Source organism: Novosphingobium sp. FG90, assembly GCF_057808725.1.
In genome coordinates this window covers 23326-42359 of the sequence record NZ_JBMDIO010000040.1, presented here as the reverse complement: position 1 = coordinate 42359, position 19034 = coordinate 23326, and the positions used below count along the sequence as shown (strand labels likewise).

The window sequence follows — 19034 nt, the reverse complement described above, 5'->3', positions numbered from 1 at the left end:
CCGCCCCCCCCCCCCCCCCCCGCCACTCTTTCAATCGGTACGCTGCGATCAGGCGGCGGTTGCGGCCGGTGCGAACTTGGTCAGGTCGATGCCTTCGACCGCCGCCTTGTACTCGTCCGCGCTCGGCGTGCGGCCGAGGATGGTCGAGAGCACGACCACCGGAGTCGAGGCGAGCAGCGATTCGCCCTTCTTCTCGGCGGTGTCCTCGACGACGCGGCCCTGGAACAGACGGGTCGAGGTGGCGAGGACGGTGTCGCCCTTCGATGCCTTCTCCTGGTTGCCCATGCAAAGGTTGCAGCCGGGACGCTCGAGATAGAGGATGTTCTCATACTCGGTGCGGTTGGCGGTCTTCGGGTTGATATCGTCGAATTCGAAGCCCGAGTACTTCTGGAGGATTTCCCAGTCGCCTTCGGCCTTGAGTTCGTCGACGATGTTGTAGGTCGGCGGGGCGACAACGAGCGGCGCCTTGAATTCGACCTTGCCCTCGGTCTTCTCGATGTTCTTGAGCATTTGGGCGATGATCTTCATGTCGCCCTTGTGCACCATACACGAGCCGACGAAGCCGAGGTCCACCTTCTTGGTACCGCCGTAGTACGAAACCGGGCGGATCGTGTCATGCGTGTAGCGCTTGGAGACGTCGGGGTTGTTGACGTCCGGGTCGGCGATCATCGGTTCATCGATGATGTCGAGGTCCACGACCACCTCGGCGAAGTACTTGGCCGAAGCGTCCGGCGACAGCGCCGGCTTCTCGCCCGAGCGGATCTCCGCGATGCGGGCGTCGGCCTTGGCGATCAGGCCCTGCAGCGTACCGGCCGCGTTCTCCATGCCCTTGTCGATCATGATCTGGATGCGCGACTTGGCGATTTCCAGCGAGCCGATCAGGGTCTCGTCGTCCGAGATGCAGATCGAGGCCTTGGCCTTCATCTCTGCGGTCCAGTCGGTGAAGGTGAAGGCCTGGTCGGCCAGCAGCGTGCCGATGTGGACTTCGATGATGCGGCCCTGGAACACGTTCTCGCCCGCGCACTGTGCCAGCATCTGCTGCTGAGTGGCGTGGACGACGTCGCGGAAGTCCATGTGGGGCTGCATCTTGCCCTTGAAGGTCACCTTGACCGACTGCGGGATCGGCATGGTCGCCTCACCGGTAGCCAGCGCCAGCGCGACGGTGCCCGAGTCCGCACCGAAGGCGACGCCCTTCGACATGCGGGTGTGGCTGTCGCCGCCGATGATGATCGCCCAGTCGTCCACGGTGATGTCGTTGAGGACCTTGTGGATCACGTCGGTCATCGAGTGATACACGCCCTTGGGATCGCGCGCGGTGATCAGGCCGAAGTTGTTCATGAAGGACATGAGCTTCGGGATGTTCACCTGGGCCTTCTTGTCCCACACCGAAGCGGTGTGGCAGCCCGACTGGTAGGCGCCGTCAACCAGCGGCGAGATGACGGTGGCCGCCATCGCTTCCAGTTCCTGCGCGGTCATCAGGCCGGTGGTGTCCTGCGAACCGACGATGTTCACCTTGACGCGCACGTCCGAACCCGCGTGCAGGACCTTGCCCGGCGTCACGCCCACGGCGTTGCGGTTGAAGATCTTCTCAACGGCGGTCAGGCCCTGGCCCTCGACGGTGAGTTCCTTGTTCGGCGCGAACACGGTGGGTGCCTCGACGCCCAGCGTTTCAGCCGCGAAGGTCTGGAGCTTCTTGCCGAAGACGATGGCGTAGGAGCTGCCCGCCTTCATGAATTCCATCTTCTGCGGAGTGAAGGCGGCGGCGACGTCGACCAGCTCGTTGCCGGCCTCGTCGGTCAGCTTCTTGTTCCTGACGTCGATCTTGAGGATCGTTCCGGTCTCGACCGAGAACTTCTCTTCAAGTACCGGGTTGCCGTCGTTGTTGAGGATCGGCTTGCCGTCCTCGCCGATCTGCTTGACCCAGTTCTTGAGGTTGATGCCGATGCCGCCGGTCACGTCCACGGTGGTCGCGAAGATCGGCGAGATGCCGTTGGTGCCCGCGACGACGGGGGCGTAGTTGACGAAGGGAACGTAGGGGCTGGACTGCTTGCCGGTCCACAGCGCCACGTTGTTGACGCCCGACATGCGCGAGGAGCCGACGCCCATCGTGCCCTTCTCGGCGATCATCATCACGCGCTTGCCCGGGTGCGCGGCCTTGAGCGCCACGATCGCCTGCTGGCCTTCGGGCGAGATCATGCACTGGCCGTGCAGTTCGCGGTCCGAGCGCGAGTGCGCCTGGTTGCCCGGCGAGAGCAGGTCGGTCGAGATGTCGCCTTCACCGGCGATGAACGTGACGACTTCGATCTCGTCCTCGACGTCGGGCAGCTTGGTGAAGAATTCGGCCTTGGCGTAGCTTTCCAGCACGTCCTTCGCCACGGCGTTGCCGGCCAGAAGCGCGTCGCGCAGGCGGAACATGTCGGCGTCGTAGAGGAACACCTGGGTCTTGAGCACTTCACCCGCCTCGGCTGCGATGGCCGCGTCATCGCCGAGCGCGATGTCGAGCAGCACCGAGATCGAAGGACCGCCCTTCATGTGCGAGAGCAGTTCGAGCCCGAAGGCCGGGGTGATTTCGGCGACGGTGGCTTCGCCGAGGATGATCTTCTTGAGGAACGCCGCCTTCACGCCGGCCGCGCTGGTGGTGCCGGGAAGCGTGTTGTAGATGAAGAACTTGAGAGCGTCGGCGCGGTATTCGCTGCCGGTATCCTCGATGAGGGTGATGATTTCCGCGATGAGCGCGCCGTCGTCGATAGGCTTGGGCGCGAGACCCTGATTTTTCCTGCTTTCGATTTCGGCGAGGTAATCTAGGTATAGGCTCATCGTGATCCCTACGTCATGGAGTGGGCGGGAGCCACCATGACAGGTATCGTTGACCGGCCTAGTGGCTGATGGCGCCCCGGTACGCCAACAGGGACCGACTGGCAAGGCACTGGATGACGGCAAAAGCGCCGTTTTTTGCATCTGCGCAGTACATATGGAAAGCGTAAGCCAGTCCCGGCACGCCATGGCATTGGATTGAACCATCTTTCGTCATGCTGACGAAGCAAAGCAACCCGGAGCAGCAAGGTGCTGCCCCGGGTTGCCTCGTTTCGTTCGCGATGACGATTCGAGGTGAAGTCAGGCCGTCGGCGGATAAGGATGACGGCCGAAGACCCACTGCGGGCGTGGCGAGGCATTGCTTTCGATCAGAAGTACCTGCGCCTCCCTGCCCTGCATCCCGATCTGGTGCGCGGCATCGATCGCCCGGTTGAGCGCGGCCTTCTGGCTGGCGAAGACGTCGAGCGCGACCCCGTGCAGGCTGACGGCCCATTCGAGACCGCGACGGAAAACATGGAAATCGTTGCGGGACGTGGTCATCCGGGCTTCCTTTCGCATATTTTCGATCGAAGTTCCGCCCCCGATCAGGGCGAAATCACGACCTTGTGAATTCCCAACTTATTTGATTGAGAATGTCTGTCAAGGCCGTGCCTCAGAAGATGCGCCGCACCGACAGCAGGATCGTGCGGCCCATCGGATCGAGGTAGTCGCGCTGGTAGGCGTAAGGCGTCGCTCCGGTGTCGTCGGTGACTTTCTGGCGCTGGTTGAACAGGTTCTCCACCGACAGGCTGACCCGCGTGCCCCGCGCCCAGTCCTTGCCCCGGAAGCGGTTCTGCAGGTTGGCGAAGACGCGCAGGTCCACCGTCGCCAGCGAGGCGAAGTGCAGGATGCCGGAGGCCGATGTGCTGCCCGTGACATCGGCGGAACTCTGCCAGTTGCCCTCCAGACGCAGGCCGAGGCCGTTGTCGATCAGGCCAAGGCTGCCCTGCACCTTGTGGCGCGGCGTGGACGAGCCGGTGATCGTGCCGCCGTCAAGCAGGTCGATCGTCGGCCCACCCTCGGTAAGCTGGACGTCCTGACGCAGCACCCAGGTATGGTAGAGCGAGGCGAGCAGGCGCACGCCGTTGTCGCCGCCACCGCCGAAGCCCCTGCCGCCGGGGCCGCGCGGGCCGCCGCCGAAGCCGCCCGGACCACCGCCGAGACCTTCTCCGGGAGGAGGACCCATGCCGTCGGGCGGCGGTCCCATGCCATCCGGCCGAGGCCCCATGCCGTCCTCGCCCGGCGGTCGGCCGAAGCCCGGAGCCCCGGCCCCGCGCTCCCGATCGCCGTTGACGGTAATTTCGTTGCCGGTGCCGTCTTCGGGGCTGTGCCCTTCGGCCAGACGCTCCTCGCCGGACGGCGGTGCGGGCGGCGTCTCCCCGCTCGTTTCGGCCCGGCTGCCCGGCCCTCTCCTGCCCCATGCACCGGCAGACGGGCGCGCCGGGCGGGTGGGCTTGCGCAGCTGTGCCGAAAGGTTGAAGCCCCAGCGCACCTGCTCGCTGCGCTGGCGGTAGACGTTGACCGGCCGCGCATCGACCGAGAGCAGGTTGCCGTCCTCGTCCCGGATGAAGCGGTCGGGGTAGGCGTCCTCGACCGCCTGCGTCACGCCGCCCAGCGACATCACCGCATTGCGGTTGCGGCTGTTGACGTATGTGGCGCTGAAATTGAGCTTGGGCGTGCTCATCACCTGTGCGTTGAGGCCCAGCTTGAAGCTGCGGCGGTCGTCGGCCTTGAGGTTGGGGTTGCCGCCGGTGATCGCGGTCACCAGCACGGTCTGGCCGGTCACGTAGTCGTAGATGCGCTGGTTGCTGGTGGTGACCGTGGGATCGCCGAGGTTGGATACGCTGGGCGCGCTGCGGTCCTGGTTCATCGCCGCGATCACTGTGATCCCGTCACGCGGGCGCCAGTTGAGCCCGTACCCGAACGTCGCAAGGCTGCCGTAATCGGACACTTGCGTCACCCCCGCATTGAGGTTGACGCTGAGCGTCCCGATCGCACCGAGCACGCCCCGGCTGCGACTGGTGAGCGGGATATCGACGCTCAGCCTCGCGCTGCCGTTGGTGCGGTCGGCATCGCCGCTGCTCGCCATGCCGTCCCGCACGCTGGTGGAGGACTGCGCGGTGAAGTCTCCCCCCAGCTTCAGGCTGACGCCAAGGTCGCCCGCAGGCAGCGGCAGCACCTTGCCCGAGACGAGCATGCTGGCGCTGCCGGTGTCGGAGTTCGACTTCGCCCGGTTGACGATCATGTCGCCCAGCAGCGCGGGCGATAGCGCCCCGTAGGGATCGACGCCCGCAGTCCCCGCATCGAGCGCGTCCTGAAGCGTCGTCACGTCATAGCCGTTGTCGGCCCGCGTTTCCGATTCCGAATGCGCGTAGCTGCCGATCACCGAGAGCTTCCAGCGGGTCGAGAGGTCCACGTTGACGGTGCCGCCCGCCGAAACCCCGCCGGTGTTCACGGCCTTGCGCAAAGGGTCCTGAGACAGATAGCGGGTGAACGCGCTCTCCGTGCCGTCCGCATAGGGACTGTCGGCTGGAACCGTCAGTTCCCCGGTGGCCAAGCCATCGAGCGACCGGCTGGTCTTGTACGTCCCCTTGAGGTTGAACGAGGCGGTCGCGCTCGGGCTCAACTGGTGGGCGAGGCTGGCGCCCAGCGCATAGTTGCGGGTGGATGCCTGGACGGTGCGGTAATCACTCTCGCCCGGAATGGAGTCGACGGGGGTGACGGTGCTGTCGGGATCTGCGGTGATATCGCGATCGCTCTCGCGGATCGCGGCCTGGCTGGTGGCCTTGCCGGTGATGTTGAGGCGGTCGTTATCGTGGATCTTTGTGTAGGTGAAGGCGCCCGTGCCCTGACCGCCGCCGCCCTCGCCCGACATGCCGCCGCCAAGGTTCACGACCTTCGACTGGAAGCGCCGCTTGAGGATGATGTTCACGACTTTCGACTGCGCATCGTAGCCGTACTTGATCGCGACTTCCTCTGGCAGGATATCGACGCGCAGAACGGATTCGACCGGCAGGTCGCCCACTTCGTTGACGCCCGAGACGCGCTTGCCGTTGACCAGCACCACCGGCCCGCTCGACGCATCGCGCCCGGCGATACTGGCGGTCTGGTCAGCGATTTCGTCGAGCAGGTCGGCGATGGAATCGACGCCGTAGGAGGCGATCTCGGCCTGGCCCAGCTTGTTCTCCGGCGGAATGTCGCCGATCACCGCGCCGGGCAGGGCCTGTCCGGTGACGACGATGTCGTCACCATCTGCGGAACTCACCTGAGCGACCGCGCCGCCCGGCTGCGCAGCCTGCTGCTGCGCTTCAGCGCCCTGCGGAGCCACGAGCGCCCCGGACGTGAGCGCCCCGGACGTGAGCAGAGCGCCGAAGGCGCGGTGACGGAGCGGGATGCGATACGCGGATGCCATGGAATCCGGCTAGGGCGACGAATGCCCGCCGCCCATCCGCAAATGGTGAGAAATTGTAATCAGCCGTCGCAATAACCACGGCCCGGCACGCGCCGGCATTCCCCGCCCTTACGCCATCCCCTGCCTTCGAGGGAATGACGGGGTCATGCATCGATCAGAGAATTCAGGCGAACACCACCCCGTCCATCAGCTTGCGCGCCGTGCGCAAGAGGGCCGCACTGGCAACCGCACCGAGATCATCGGTTTCCAGCACGCAAGTCATCTCGCCGGTCGGATGCTCGACCGAAAGCGTCGTGCGCCGCCCGGCGGGCACGACCGCGAGGTCCGCCGCAGGCGAGCCCTCCAGCAGACATGCGGTCGCCACCGAGACGGCGCCCAGCACGCCGATCGTCGCATGGGCGCGATGCGGGATGAAGCTGCGCACGGTGATCGCGCCCCCGTGCCGGGGCGGCGCGACGAGCATCATCTTGGGCACCGACTTGTCGCGCACGTCACCAAGGTTCATCCGTTCGCCGACGGCCAGCCGGATCGCCTCGATCCGGGCCTTGAGGCCGGTATCGGCATCCAGCGTCTCACGGTCCTCGTAACCGGTGACGCCGACGTCGGCGGCCCTGAGCACCACGCAGGGCATGCCGTTGTCGATGAGGGTGACGCGCACGCCGTCCACCACATCGACCGCATGCCCGGTGGGCAGCAGCGCCCCGCAGGATGATCCGGCAGTATCGCGGAATTCCAGCGGCACCGGCGCGTGCCTGCCGGGCACGCCGTCGATGGCGGCATCACCCCGATACGTGACCACGCCGCCCGGCGTGCACACGGTGGCCACGGCGACCTGTCCGGTGTTCTCCATGTGGATCGCCACCGGCGTCTCATCGCCGGTAGCCGCGACGAGACCGCGCTCGATCGCGAAGGGACCGACACCGGCAAGGATGTTGCCGCAGTTCTGGGCGTCCGTCACGATGGCCTGATCCACGAAGACCTGCAGGAACAGGTAATCGACGTCGATCCCCTCGCGGGAAGATTGCGCCACCACGGCGACCTTGCTGGTGAGCGGATCGGCGCCGCCCATGCCGTCGATCTGGCGCGGATCGGGAGAGCCCATGGCCCCCAGCAGGAATGCATCGCGCGCCGCCCGATCGGCGGGAAGATCGTCCTTCAGGAAGTAGCCGCCCTTCGACGTTCCCCCGCGCATCCACATGCAGGGAACGGCGCCCCCGTCACCGACAGGCCCGGACGAAGAAGCGGTGCGCGCTGCCGCCGAAGCGGCGGGATCAGACATACTTCAGGCCCGCCTGTTCCAGACGCTCGCGCATCTTGTACATGTCGAGGCCGAGAACGCCGCGCGCCAGCGTCTCGCGCTTCTCGCCTTCGTTCGCCTCGCGGGCCTGCGCGGCGGCCAGCACTTCGGCGGCCTTCGCGCGCGGCACCACGCAGACCCCGTCGTCGTCGGCCACGATCACGTCGCCCGGATTGACCATGGCGTTGGCGCAGACGACCGGCACGTTGACCGAACCCAGCGTGTTCTTGACGGTGCCCTGCGCGCTGATCGCCTTGGACCAGACCGGGAACTGCATTTCCGTCAGATCGCGCACGTCGCGCACGCCGGCGTCGATGATCAGGCCGCGACATCCCCGCGCCTGGGCGCTGGTGGCAAGCAGGTCGCCGAAGTAGCCGTCCTCGCAAGGACTGGTCGGGGCGAGCACCAGGATATCGCCGTCCTTCAGCTGTTCGATGGCGACATGGACCATCCAGTTGTCCCCCGGGGCCGCGCTGATCGTCACCGCCGACCCGGCGATGCGCGCCCCGCTGTAGATCGGGCGCATGATGCTGGCGAGCAGGCCGGTGCGGCCCTGCGCCTCATGGACGGTCGCCACGCCGCACCGGGCGAGCCCGTCGATCACGGCCGGGTCGGCACGCTCGATGTTCTGGACGACGATACCGCTCATGACATGCACTCCTTGTCCTGCCCCCAGGATGGGTTTTGTCCCGAGATGGCGAAACAGGCGGCGACGCGGAAAACGGACTTTGAACCAGGCGATTGGATTTGGCTAAGAGTGGTTCCACTTTCGCCATCCGGGGGAATTGCGCAGAGTAGACGCCGGCATGATTCGATTAGCGCCGGCTTATAGCCTGCCGCCAGTTCCGATTTGCGACGCCCGGCCATTGGCGGCACCCGGCAGGGCATGAGAGGAACCATCGCCCTGATCGGCTTCGGAGAGGCCGGATCGACGTTCGCCCGTGCCGCCGCCTGGGGCGCCCGCGCCGCCGCCTTCGATGCCGCGCCGACGCGCCGCCCGCTGATCGGGCAACTGGGCGTGATCGCCTGCGACAGCACCGCCGGGGCCGTCGCCGGTGCATCGCTCGTACTCTCGCTCGTCACTGCGGACCAGGCCCTGCACGTCGCGCGCGAATGCGCGGGACTTATCGCGGCCGAAGCGTTGTTCTGCGACATGAACTCCGTCGCACCCGGAACCAAGCGGGAGGCGGCGCGGGCCTTTGCCGAGGCCGGACGGCGCTATGTCGATGTCGCGGTCATGGCCCCCGTCGATCCGGCGCGCATGGCGGTGCCGCTCAACATCTCCGGCCCGGACGCGGGCGCGGCGGAAAGCCTGCTGCACGCTGCGGGCTTCACCCGGACTGCCATCGTGGGCGAAGCCATCGGCCGGGCTTCCGCGATCAAGCTGGTGCGCTCCGTCATGGTCAAGGGTCTGGAGGCGCTGACGGCCGAGATGATGCTCGCCGCTCATGCCGAAGGAGTTGCCGATGCCGTGCTGGCCTCGCTCGACGCCAGCGAAAAACCGATTTCCTGGGCGACGCGCGCCGACTACAACCTCGACCGCATGCTGGTCCACGGCCACCGGCGCGCCGCCGAGATGGCCGAAGCTGCGCGAATGCTGCGCGATCTCGGCATCGACCCGCTGATGACCGAAAGCACCGTCCGGCGCCAGCAGGCCCTGGGAGACATTGGCGCCGATTCTGGCGCAGGGCTTGCCGCCAAACTCGCCGCCATCACCGATCCATCCAAGGGAGAGCTTTGAGCCATGTCGCTCGTCATCGACTGCCACGGTCACTACACCGTCCTGCCCAAGGCCCACGACGCCTGGCGCGAGGCGCAGGTCGCCGCGTTCAAGGCGGGCGAGGCCAGCCCCCCCTACCCCGAGATCTCCGACGCCGAAATCCGCGAGACGATCGAGCAGAACCAGCTCAAACTCATCCGGGAGCGCGGCGCGGACCTGACGATCTTCTCGCCGCGCGCCTCCGCCATGGCGCATCACGTCGGCAACCAGGCGATCTCGCGCGAGTGGGCATTCCACTGCAATACCCTCATCGCGCGCGTGGTCGGACTGTTCCCCGATACTTTCGCGGGGGTGTGCATGTTGCCGCAGAGCCCCGGGGCGGACCTCTGCGCATCGATCGCCGAGCTGCGCCGCTGCGTCGAGGAGCTGGGGTTCATCGGCTGCAACCTCAACCCAGACCCGGGCGGCGGCCACTTCGACCATCCGCCGCTGACCGACGAATACTGGTTCCCGCTCTACGAAGTCATGTGCGAGCTGGACGTGCCGGCGATGATCCACGTCTCGGGATCGTGCAACCCGGCGATGCACGCGACCGGCGGCTTCTACCTCGCGGCCGACACGGTGGCCTTCATGCAGCTGATGCAGGGCGACCTCTTCGCACGGTTTCCGGGACTGCGCTTCATCATTCCGCACGGCGGCGGCGCGGTGCCGTACCACTGGGGCCGCTATCGTGGCCTGGCCGACATGCTGAAGAAGCCGGACCTCGAAGACTACATCATGGGCAACGTGTTCTTCGACACGTGCGTCTATCACCAGCCGGGCATCGACCTGCTTGCCGACGTGATCGCCAACAGGAACATCCTGTTCGGTTCCGAGATGGTAGGCGCGGTGCGCGGCATCGATCCCACCACCGGGCACCACTTCGACGATACCAAGCGCTACATCGACGCGCTCGACATCAGCGACCGGGAACGCCACGCGATCTTCGAAGGGAACACCCGCAAGGTCTTCCCGCGCCTCGACGCGATGCTGAAGGCGCGCGGCCTGTAACAGGGCCTGCAACGGGCGGGCGGGAGGCGCGGAATGCCCCCGCCCGCCCGATCGTCAGTCGAGCATCGTCTTGCGCAACTTCACGAAGTCCGCGTCCGTGAAGCCAAGCGTGCGCAGGTACGCTTCGGAACCGCCGTACTGCTTGTCGAGATAGGCGAAGAACTGCGCCAGGTGCGAAGCGCCGCCCGGGGTGTAGAGCGGTTCGGCCTGGCGCGGCTTGCCGTCCTCGGTCGCGACGTAATATTTCAGGATCGGATTGTTCGGATAGTCCTTGGGGTCGACCTTGGGCATCTCGAACTGCGGACGACGCAGCTGCGTGGACAAGTGATAGTCCTTCAGGATCGTCTCGCGATCGACGCCGAGCACATCGTAGAGCAGGCCCGTCGCGATACCGGTGCGATCCTGCCCGGCCGAGCAGTGGTACACCACCGCGCCCTCGTCCGCGATCAGGCGGCGGAACAGCGAGCGGAACTGCGGCGCCAGCAGCTTCTCCATCCCGGCATACATGTTGTCTCCGCCGCCCTGGCCCATCTTCGCCATCAGCGGCTTCAGCGAATAGTCGTTGGCGATGAACAGCGCGCCCACCTTGTCGTCGAGCAGGTCCGGAGCGACCTCGCGCTCCTCGATCGAGCGCAAGTCGACGACGTTGCCGATGCCCAGCTGGCCGAGCAGCGCATAGTCCGCGTCGGTCAGCAGCGGCATTGCGCCCGAACGGAACGCCTTGTCCCACTTCACCGTATGCCCGTCCTTCGTGACGTAGCCGCCGACATCGCGGAAGTTGCTGCCCTGCTGCAGCGGCAGCACGCGCTCGGCGACGACGGTGCGGCCCTTGCCGCCTTTCCCTTCGAGGATCACGTAACGCCGGTCCGCCGCCGCGATCGGCAGCTTCAGCACGCCGTCCCTGCTGGCGGCGGCAAAGCGCTGGTCGCCCTTGTCCAGCACGGTGTCGGCGCTGATCCACACCGCCACGGGAGCGGTATCGTCGCGCTTCAGTTCCACGCTCGAGGCATCGAGGCGAGTCAGCGTCGCCAGCTCCCGCGCCATCACGGGCGAGCCCGCCAGCACCAGCGCGGTCACCAAAGTGGTCGTAGCGATCTTTCGCATCATCATTCTCCCTGTCAGTAGCTGAAGCGGATGCCGAACAGGTAGCGCGCACCGATCTGCTCGACCTCGGTCGGCATTGCGGTCGTGCCCTGATAGGCGATGTACTTTTCATTGGTGAGGTTCGCGAGGTCGGCGAACAGCGTGAAGTTGTCGGTCAGGGCATAGCGCAGCGAGACGTCGAGGTTCTCGTAGCCCTTGCGGTATTCGCCGCTGCCGAAGCCGCCCAGCGAGTCCAGCCAGTCCGACCGCCACTGATAGCTGACGCGCGCCGAAAGCCCGTACTTCTCGTAGAACAGCGAGGCGTTGGCGATCTTGTCCGACATGCCCTGGAAGGCGATGTTCTTCTCGGTCGGCGTATCAAAATCGCCGTCGAGCAGCGTCAGGTTGCCCTGGAAGCCGAACCCGTCGAGCGCGCCCGGCAGGAAGTCGAACTGCTTGAGCACGTTGAACTCGACGCCGTAGAGCTTGCCCTTGTCGCCGTTGTAGGTGCCGGTCAGCAGGTAGCCCGAACGGTCGACCCCGCCGAAGTTGTAGAAGTCCGACCCCACCGGGTTCTGCGCCTGGTAGAGCACGTTGTCGACCGAGCGGTAGAAGCCCGCGATCGAGATCATGCCGTTGCCGGGCAGGTAGTATTCGATGCTGGCGTCCGCGCCCCAGGTGTACTCGGGCTTGAGCGCCGGGTTGCCGCCGCCGATGGTGCCGGGGCTGTTGGTGTCGTTGATCGAGGCCCCGACGCGGATCGCGCCATAGGCCGGGCGCGACACGCCGCGCTGGCCGGCAAGGCGCAGCACGAGGTTGTCGGTCGCCGCATACTTGATGTTGAGGCTGGGGAAGAAGTCGGTCTTGCTGGTGCGGCGCGTCAGCGGCGTATAGACGCCGCCCGCCAGCACCGAGCCGCTGTTGTCGAGGACGTAGTTCTCCACGCGCACGCCGCCCACGGCAGTCAGCGGGCCGCTCTCGACCTTGGCCATCACATAGCCCGCGAGGGTCTGCTCGCGTTGGGCGTACTTGTCGGTGGTCGGCACGTCGAGCGAGGGATCGTAGAGCCCCGCCGCCTCCAGCCGCCCGAGCAGGCTGTCGATGTCACGGCGCATCGCCACGTTGTCGACGTAGTTGAGCGTGACGCCGAGCGGGAAGCCGGTGTCCCAGGCCTTGTCGGTGACATAGCTGTTGACGTCGAACGGCTCGCCCGTCGCCGCGCTCAGCGCGCCGATGTAGACGATGTTGGACGAGGAGAAGTTGTTACCCGCCACGTCGCGGTCGATGTAGAGGCCGCCCGCCGAGAGCTTGAGGTCACCCATCTGCTTCGACAGGTCGAGCTTGGCGGTATAGCTGTCCGACACCGTCTTCTGGCGCGCGGTGATCATGTAGGTGCCCGAAGTGCTCAGGCTCTTCTGGTCGAAATCACCGACGATCGACACGATCGGGAAGCGCGGATCGGAATTGTCGTAGCTGAACGCCAGGTTGTTCGCGCCGCTGGTCGAGGACTGGACGAGGGGCAGGTAGCTGGTGTTCTCGGTGCGCGCGTAGTTGAACTTGAACGAGGCGTTGAAACCGTCGTCGCCTTCATAATCGCCGCCGAAAGTGCCGATATAGTTGCGGTTGCGATACTCGCCGAAGTTGAAGCTGCCGCGCAGCGGCACGCCGTTCAGGTTGCCCGATTCCAGCGTGCGCGTGCCGCCGGTCGCGCGGTCGAGGCGGAATTCGTACTGGTTGCGGCGCTCGTTGTCGTTGAATTCGGAGAAGATGCCCTTGGCGTAGAGGCGCTTGCCTTCCTCGGGCTGGTACTCGACGCCCGCGAACAGGCCGTTGTTCCAGCGCTCGATCTGGTACTGGCGCACGTCGAACTCGGTCGGGCCATTGGCGTCGTAGGCGCCGACTTCGCGGTTGTCGGTCAGCTGCTTGCGGCGATAATGCGATCCGCCGACGACGAAGCCGAAGGTGTCGTTCGACCACGACAGGCGCAGCGATCCCTGCCGCTGCTCGCCCTTGCCCAGCCCCATGAAACCGTAGCCCGCGTCGCCGGAGACGTGCAGGCCTTTCTGCTCCATCGGCGAATAGGTCTTGAGGTCGATCGTGGCGACGACAGCGTCGGCCTGCAGGTCCGAGGTCAGCGACTTGTTGACCACCATCTGCGAGAGCAGCACGGCGGGGATCGCGTCGAAGCGGAAGGCGCGGGTGTCGCCGCCCTCGTCCACGCCCGCCATCGGGATGCCGTCGATGCTTACCGAGGTCCAGCGGTTCGGCGCGCCGCGCACCTGGATGTAACGCTCCTGCCCCTGATCGCGCTGCACCGCGACGGCGGGCAGGCGCGAGAGCGCGGCGGCGGCATTCTGGTCGGGGAAGCGCCCGACCGCATCCGATGCGGCGACGTCGGCAAGATTGTCCATCACCCGCTTGGCCTCGATCGAGTCCTGCTGGGCCGAGACGATCGAGCCGGTGACGACGATGTCTTCTCCGATAGCGGCATCATCGGCGGCAACGTCCGGGGCCTCCTCGGCATGAGCGACGACAGCGCCGGCGAAGGCGCAGGCAAGAACGCCGACGATCGCCGTCGAGCGCAGGAATAGACAAGTGTTCAGTTTCACGACGAGCCCCCGAGAAGATTGGATCGACGCGGCAGCTAGAACGACTGTATGTATGTTGGATGACACTTTTCCGGCACTCCCGCAACGGCGGGCGTGCGCGGGTATCACTCGATCGCAGGCGCGGTCTCTGCTAGGAGAGTGAAATTGCCAGTCGGACTCCCAATGTCATGAGCGCCATGAGAACCGCAGAATCATCGTCATACGACCGGTTTATCGCCGTGGTTACAGGGCAATGGGAACAGGTCGGGGCAGCAGGAATGTCGGCCCGCCAGATCAGTGGATTGACCGATGCACCGGTCTCCTCGATCTACCATCACTTCGGATCTCTGGAACACTTGTTGCTGGCTTCCCAGCAACAATGCATCGTCGAGGCGAGGCTCTGGTGCGACCGCCAGTGGCAGCATTGCGTTGGACTGGACGCTTCGCCTGCCGCTTTCGCAGGGTTCTTCACGCAGATCGTCGATGCATGGTGCGAGGAGCAACGCGGGCTGGCCTTCGCCTGGCGCGAATGCCAGCTGCTTGCCCATGAATCGGCGCAATTCATCGATGCCGCGCGGCAGTGGGCCGCGCTGTGGGCGCACTTCTGGAGCGAGGCGGGCCAGCGCTTCGGCCTCGACGCGGGCAGCATCGTCGCACAGCGCGTGTTCGAGAACGAGAGCTTCTTCCATATGATCCGCTGGCGACGCCTGATCGACCGCGCCGCGCTCGACGAAACCGCCCGCGTGCTCGGCGCATGGCTGACCGGCGGCGCGATGCCCGCCGCTCCCTGGCGCGAATTCGCGCGCGAAGAGGCCCTGCGCTCGATGCCCGTCCTGCCCGACCGGGACGAGACCGCCGCGCGCATCGTCGAGACCGCCGCGCGGATCATCGACGAGGATGGCCTCGCCCGCCTCACGCACCGCGCCGTCGCCGAACGCGCCGGACTGACGCTCGGCACGGTGTCGCACAAGTTCCGCACGAAGCCCGCCCTCCTCGAAGCCGCGTTCGAGGGCCTCTACCGCGCCAACGTCGAGCGTCTGCAGGCCGAAGCCCCCGCGCGCGACGAACTGCGCCCCGCCGACCTCGCGGACGACCTTGCCGCGATGGTGCTGCGCGGCGGCAACGCGAGGGGCAGCGACGAACTTTTCGTCGCCACCGCGCGCGATGCTTCGCTGCGCCAGTTCGGTGCCCAGCTGCGCTATTTGCGCGGCCGCACTTCGCGCGGCGCATTGCAGGATCTTGTCGGCACGGGGCGCGAGGTCGGCGTCACCGAGGCGGCCCTGTTCTCCGGCTTCCTGACATCGCAGCTGCGTGCCCATGCCGGGTTTGCCGACGCGATCGGCCCGCGCATCCGCGGCGAGCTGGAAGTCATGGTCGCATTGGCGTGCGGAGTGCCGGGAGATCGCGCCTGAAGGCACGGTATGGGCACGCCAGGGTATCGCTAGGTGCCGTTAGGGCACCGTTGGGTGCCGTGTCCGGTCAGGCCGCAAACGCCAGATCGGCGCCGCTTGAGAAGCGATTCCGGTACTCTCCGGGCGACAGGCCCATGACGCGGTTGAACACCCGGCGGAACGCCGTCGCGTCCTCGTAACCCACGGCCCAGGCGATCTGGTCCACCGATCGGCGGGTGAATTCCAGCAGCTCGCGCGCCTTGCCGACCCGCAGATTCTGGACGTATTCCAAGGGTTTAAGCCCAGTCGCCGCCTTGAACCGGCGCAGGAAGGTACGCTCCTCCAGCCCCGCCTGCCCGGCCATGTCAGGCACCGCAACGGCCCGCTCCGCCCGGCCCTGAAGCCAGTGCTGGACCTTGAGAATCGCCTCGTCCCCATGCGTCAGGCGCGGCGCGAAGCTGCTGTAATGCCGCTGCTCCCGCCCCGAGGGATCGACGAGCAGGAACTTGCCCGTCTCGATCATCACCGTCGGCCCCAGCAGCCGATCGACGATCCGCATGCCAAGGTCGGTCCAGGCCATCAGCCCGCCGGCGGTGATGATGTCGCCATCCTCGATCACCATCTTGTCCGGGTCCAGCCTAACATCTGGAAATCGCTGGCGAAAAGGTTCGGCGAAAAGCCAGTGCGTAGTCGCGGGACGCCCTGACAGCAGACCCGTCGCCGCCAGCATGAACGTGCCTCCGCAAGTGGACGCCAGCGTCGCGCCCGAGCCATGCCGGTCGAGCAGCCAGCGCGCATAGGGCACCGCCTCCTCGGCGCCGACCGGGCCGGTGAGACGCCCCGGCACGATCAGGATCGCAGGCTCGCCGCGTTCGCCGGGGTGGGTGTCCGAAGCGCGTGCGAACCCGCCCTTATCGTCAATGTTCCAATGACTTACCCTTAATGCAGGCCCACCCCGCTCGACCGAGAAGTGCGAGGCTATGGCGAACAGATCGGTGATGCCGTGGACCATTGCCGCCTGGCATCCCGGATAGAGGACGAGCCCGATCTCGGCCTTGATGCGCGCGTCTACGGCCATGCTCGAAGCCCCTTTTGTCAGTTTTGGCCTGCCTTATGTCGGAACCGCCGATCCTGCAGGCCGGCGGCGCAGTCTATCCCTCTCCTCACAGGGCGCAACGGCCCCATCGAGAAAGGAGAAAGCGACATGACCACCATCACCACCACCGACGGAACCCGCATCTTCTACAAGGACTGGGGCGCGAAGGATGCCCAGCCGACCGTCTTCTCCCACGGTTGGCCGCTTTCGGCCGACGCCTGGGACGCGCAGATGGTCTTCTTTGCGAACGAGGGTTTCCGCACGATCGCCCACGACCGCCGCAGCCACGGCCGCTCGGATCAGGTCTGGAACGCCAACACCATGGACCAGTACGCGGACGACCTCGCCGAACTGATCGAGGCGCTGGACCTGCGCGACGTGATACTCGTCGGCCACTCGACCGGCGGCGGCGAAGTGACCCGCTATGTTGGCTGCCACGGCACCGAGCGGGTCGCCAAAGTGGCGCTGATCGGCGCGGTTCCGCCTCTTATGCTGAAAACCGAGGCCAACCCCGGCGGCCTGCCGATCGACGCCTTTGACGCCATCCGCAAGGGCACTTACGACAACCGCAGCCAGTTCTTCCGCGACCTCACCATCCCCTTCTACGGCTACAACCGCGAGGGTGCGGCGGTGTCCGAAGGCATCCGCGAGGACTTCTGGCGGCAGGGCATGATGGGCGGCCTCAAGGGCCAGCTCGACAGCATCCGCGCCTTTTCCGAGAGCGACTTCCACGCCGATCTTGCCCGCTTCGACGTGCCCACGCTCGTCCTGCACGGCGATGACGACCAGATCGTGCCGATCGGCGCTTCCGCGCTCGAAACGGTGAAGATCGTGCCGAACGCGGTGCTCAAGGTGTACGAAGGTGCGGACCACGGTCTGACCCAGACGCATCAGGACCGCTTCAACGCCGACCTCCTCGACTTCATCCGCGACTGAAACCTCCCACAAACCGTATCCACGAAAGGACATGCACATGACCAAAGGCACTTTCCTCATCACCGGCGCGTCGGACGGCATCGGCGCGGTCTATGCCGACCGCCTCGCCCGTCGCGGCCACGACCTGATCCTCGTCGCCCGCCGGGCGGACAGGCTGGAGGCACTGGCAACCACGCTCGCCGCCGAAACCGGCGTGAAGGTCGAGACGCTGAGCGCCGATCTCGCGAAGGCCGAAGACCTCGCCCGCATTGAGCAGCGACTGCGCGATGATGCGGCGATCACCGGCCTCGTCAACAATGCCGGGATCGCCGGGGAGACCACTTTCGTCGGCTCCGACCCGGCCTACCTCACCGGGATGATCGACCTCAACGTGCTGGCCGTCACCCGCCTCGCCGCCGCAATCGCGCCGCGCCTGGCCGAAACGGGCAGCGGGACGATCATCAACATGACCTCGGTGACGGCGCTCATGCCGGACGGGTTCACGGCGGTCTACCCCGCGACCAAGGCCTATGTCCTCGCCTTCACTGAGGCGCTGAACGTCGAACTGGGCGCGAAGGGCGTGCGCGTGCAGGCGGTGCTGCCGGGGATCACCCGGACGCCGATCTGGACCGAGGAGCAGCTTGCCGGTCTACCCGCCGAAATGGTGATGGACGTCGATGACATGGTCGATGCCGCACTCACCGGCCTCGACCTCGGCGAGACGATCACCATTCCCGCGCTTCCCGACAATGCGGACCTCGACGCCTATCTCGCCGCCCGCCGCGCGCTGCGCCCGAACCTGTCGCGCAGCCGCCCCGCCGAACGCTACGGCGCCTGACGCCGGTCCAAGGAGACATGCCATGAGCAAGACCATCGTTCTGATCCACGGCGCCTGGCTCAATTCCCGCAGTTGGGAGCAGGTGAAGGCCCGCTACGAGGCACGCGGCTACACCGTCCTCGCCCCCGACTGGCCGCTCGACGAAGGCGAGCCCGCAGCCTTGCGCGCGCGCCCTCACCCGAAGCTCGGAGCGCTGGGCCAGCGAGAGATCGTCGCGCATTACGAGGCGATCATCCGCGCCCTGCCCGAAGCGCCGATCCTGATCGGGCATTCGCTCGGCGGAGTGGTGGTGCAGCACTTGCTCGACCGGGGCCTCGGCGTCGCGGGCGTAGCCATCGACCCCGCGCCCACGCCCGGCGTGCCGATCTTCCCTCATGCCCTCGTTTCCGCGCTGCCGGTGTTCCTCGACCCGTTCAGCCGGAGCAAGGTGAAGCACATGTCGCGCCGCTTCTTCGCCCGACGTTTCGCGCAGACCCTGCCCTCCGACGTGACGGATGCCGCCTACGACCGCTACATCGTGCCGACGCCGGGGCGGGTCTACTGGGACGGGATCGTCAAGCCGATGAAGATCGACTGGGCCAACCCCAAGCGCCCGCCGCTGCTGCTGATCGGTGGCGGGAAGGACCTCATCGCCGACGCCGCGATGACCCGCGCGATCCATGCCCGGCAGAGCCGTGCCCCGTCGCGCACGGACTATCTGGAATTCGCCGGACGCTCGCACTGGACCATGCTCGACACGGGCTGGGAGCAGGTCGCCGACGCCGCGATCGAGTGGGCAGAAAGCCTTTGAT

Annotated in this window: 14 protein-coding genes; 6 read left to right on the top strand and 8 right to left on the bottom strand. The window is 66.4% G+C overall.

Annotation, left to right across the window (positions count from 1 at the left end; translation table 11 throughout):
• Window positions 1-48: 48 nt before the first annotated feature.
• From ACODRZ_RS23120 to ligK, 5 genes are all read right to left on the bottom strand, one after another.
• Window positions 49-2817, bottom strand: a complete 2769-nt coding sequence (locus tag ACODRZ_RS23120; protein ID WP_488972645.1) for a bifunctional aconitate hydratase 2/2-methylisocitrate dehydratase — start codon at window positions 2815-2817, stop codon at window positions 49-51.
• A 297-nt stretch (window positions 2818-3114) separates the two neighbouring features.
• Complete coding sequence (locus ACODRZ_RS23115) at window positions 3115-3354, bottom strand: hypothetical protein (protein WP_488972644.1); 240 nt, start codon at window positions 3352-3354, stop codon at window positions 3115-3117.
• A 112-nt stretch (window positions 3355-3466) separates the two neighbouring features.
• On the bottom strand, window positions 3467-6265 hold the full coding sequence (locus ACODRZ_RS23110; RefSeq protein ID WP_488972643.1) for a TonB-dependent receptor: 2799 nt from the start codon (window positions 6263-6265) through the stop codon (window positions 3467-3469).
• Between the two features lie 163 nt (window positions 6266-6428).
• A complete protein-coding gene (locus tag ACODRZ_RS23105; protein WP_488972646.1) occupies window positions 6429-7463 on the bottom strand; it encodes a 4-oxalomesaconate tautomerase in 1035 nt (344 codons plus the stop codon).
• Window positions 7464-7536: 73 nt separating this feature from the next.
• Window positions 7537-8211: a 4-carboxy-4-hydroxy-2-oxoadipate aldolase/oxaloacetate decarboxylase gene (ligK, locus tag ACODRZ_RS23100; protein ID WP_488972642.1), complete on the bottom strand. Its 675-nt coding sequence runs from the start codon at window positions 8209-8211 to the stop codon at window positions 7537-7539.
• Window positions 8212-8448: 237 nt separating this feature from the next.
• Between ligK and ACODRZ_RS23095 the strand changes: the two genes are divergently transcribed.
• Together ACODRZ_RS23095 and ACODRZ_RS23090 are read left to right on the top strand one after the other, a co-directional pair.
• A complete protein-coding gene (locus ACODRZ_RS23095) occupies window positions 8449-9303 on the top strand; it encodes an NAD(P)-dependent oxidoreductase (protein ID WP_488972641.1) in 855 nt (284 codons plus the stop codon).
• A 3-nt stretch (window positions 9304-9306) separates the two neighbouring features.
• Window positions 9307-10332: an amidohydrolase family protein gene (locus tag ACODRZ_RS23090; protein ID WP_488972640.1), complete on the top strand. Its 1026-nt coding sequence runs from the start codon at window positions 9307-9309 to the stop codon at window positions 10330-10332.
• Window positions 10333-10386: 54 nt separating this feature from the next.
• Here the strand turns inward: ACODRZ_RS23090 and ACODRZ_RS23085 are convergent, their stop codons facing one another.
• Both ACODRZ_RS23085 and ACODRZ_RS23080 read right to left on the bottom strand, forming a co-directional pair.
• Complete coding sequence (locus tag ACODRZ_RS23085) at window positions 10387-11436, bottom strand: tyrosine-protein phosphatase (protein ID WP_488972639.1); 1050 nt, start codon at window positions 11434-11436, stop codon at window positions 10387-10389.
• A 14-nt stretch (window positions 11437-11450) separates the two neighbouring features.
• On the bottom strand, window positions 11451-14024 hold the full coding sequence (locus ACODRZ_RS23080; protein WP_488972638.1) for a TonB-dependent receptor: 2574 nt from the start codon (window positions 14022-14024) through the stop codon (window positions 11451-11453).
• 257 nt (window positions 14025-14281) lie between these two features.
• Here ACODRZ_RS23080 and ACODRZ_RS23075 point away from each other — a divergent pair, with 257 nt between their 5' ends.
• Window positions 14282-15415 carry a TetR/AcrR family transcriptional regulator gene (locus ACODRZ_RS23075; protein WP_488972637.1) on the top strand — a complete coding sequence of 378 codons (1134 nt, stop codon included), beginning with the start codon at window positions 14282-14284 and terminating at the stop codon, window positions 15413-15415.
• Between the two features lie 67 nt (window positions 15416-15482).
• Here the strand turns inward: ACODRZ_RS23075 and ACODRZ_RS23070 are convergent, their stop codons facing one another.
• Window positions 15483-16472: a GlxA family transcriptional regulator gene (locus tag ACODRZ_RS23070; RefSeq protein ID WP_488972636.1), complete on the bottom strand. Its 990-nt coding sequence runs from the start codon at window positions 16470-16472 to the stop codon at window positions 15483-15485.
• Window positions 16473-16598: 126 nt separating this feature from the next.
• Between ACODRZ_RS23070 and ACODRZ_RS23065 the strand changes: the two genes are divergently transcribed.
• The 3 genes from ACODRZ_RS23065 to ACODRZ_RS23055 are packed head-to-tail and all read left to right on the top strand — an operon-like array spanning window position 16599 to window position 19033.
• Window positions 16599-17426, top strand: a complete 828-nt coding sequence (locus tag ACODRZ_RS23065; RefSeq protein ID WP_488972635.1) for an alpha/beta fold hydrolase — start codon at window positions 16599-16601, stop codon at window positions 17424-17426.
• A 37-nt stretch (window positions 17427-17463) separates the two neighbouring features.
• On the top strand, window positions 17464-18243 hold the full coding sequence (locus ACODRZ_RS23060) for an SDR family NAD(P)-dependent oxidoreductase (RefSeq protein ID WP_488972634.1): 780 nt from the start codon (window positions 17464-17466) through the stop codon (window positions 18241-18243).
• Between the two features lie 22 nt (window positions 18244-18265).
• Window positions 18266-19033, top strand: coding sequence for an alpha/beta hydrolase (locus ACODRZ_RS23055; protein ID WP_488972633.1), 768 nt, complete (start codon window positions 18266-18268; stop codon window positions 19031-19033).
• Window position 19034: the final 1 nt, after the last annotated feature.

Coding starts and splice junctions, on each gene's coding strand:
- ACODRZ_RS23120 (WP_488972645.1), bottom strand. CDS start 2,817: ATGAGCCTATACCTAGATTACCTCGCCGAAATCGAAAGCAGGAAAAAT.
- ACODRZ_RS23115 (WP_488972644.1), bottom strand. CDS start 3,354: ATGACCACGTCCCGCAACGATTTCCATGTTTTCCGTCGCGGTCTCGAA.
- ACODRZ_RS23110 (WP_488972643.1), bottom strand. CDS start 6,265: ATGGCATCCGCGTATCGCATCCCGCTCCGTCACCGCGCCTTCGGCGCT.
- ACODRZ_RS23105 (WP_488972646.1), bottom strand. CDS start 7,463: ATGTGGATGCGCGGGGGAACGTCGAAGGGCGGCTACTTCCTGAAGGAC.
- ligK (WP_488972642.1), bottom strand. CDS start 8,211: ATGAGCGGTATCGTCGTCCAGAACATCGAGCGTGCCGACCCGGCCGTG.
- ACODRZ_RS23095 (WP_488972641.1), top strand. CDS start 8,449: ATGAGAGGAACCATCGCCCTGATCGGCTTCGGAGAGGCCGGATCGACG.
- ACODRZ_RS23090 (WP_488972640.1), top strand. CDS start 9,307: ATGTCGCTCGTCATCGACTGCCACGGTCACTACACCGTCCTGCCCAAG.
- ACODRZ_RS23085 (WP_488972639.1), bottom strand. CDS start 11,436: ATGCGAAAGATCGCTACGACCACTTTGGTGACCGCGCTGGTGCTGGCG.
- ACODRZ_RS23075 (WP_488972637.1), top strand. CDS start 14,282: ATGTCGGCCCGCCAGATCAGTGGATTGACCGATGCACCGGTCTCCTCG.
- ACODRZ_RS23070 (WP_488972636.1), bottom strand. CDS start 16,472: ATGGCCGTAGACGCGCGCATCAAGGCCGAGATCGGGCTCGTCCTCTAT.
- ACODRZ_RS23065 (WP_488972635.1), top strand. CDS start 16,599: ATGACCACCATCACCACCACCGACGGAACCCGCATCTTCTACAAGGAC.
- ACODRZ_RS23060 (WP_488972634.1), top strand. CDS start 17,464: ATGACCAAAGGCACTTTCCTCATCACCGGCGCGTCGGACGGCATCGGC.
- ACODRZ_RS23055 (WP_488972633.1), top strand. CDS start 18,266: ATGAGCAAGACCATCGTTCTGATCCACGGCGCCTGGCTCAATTCCCGC.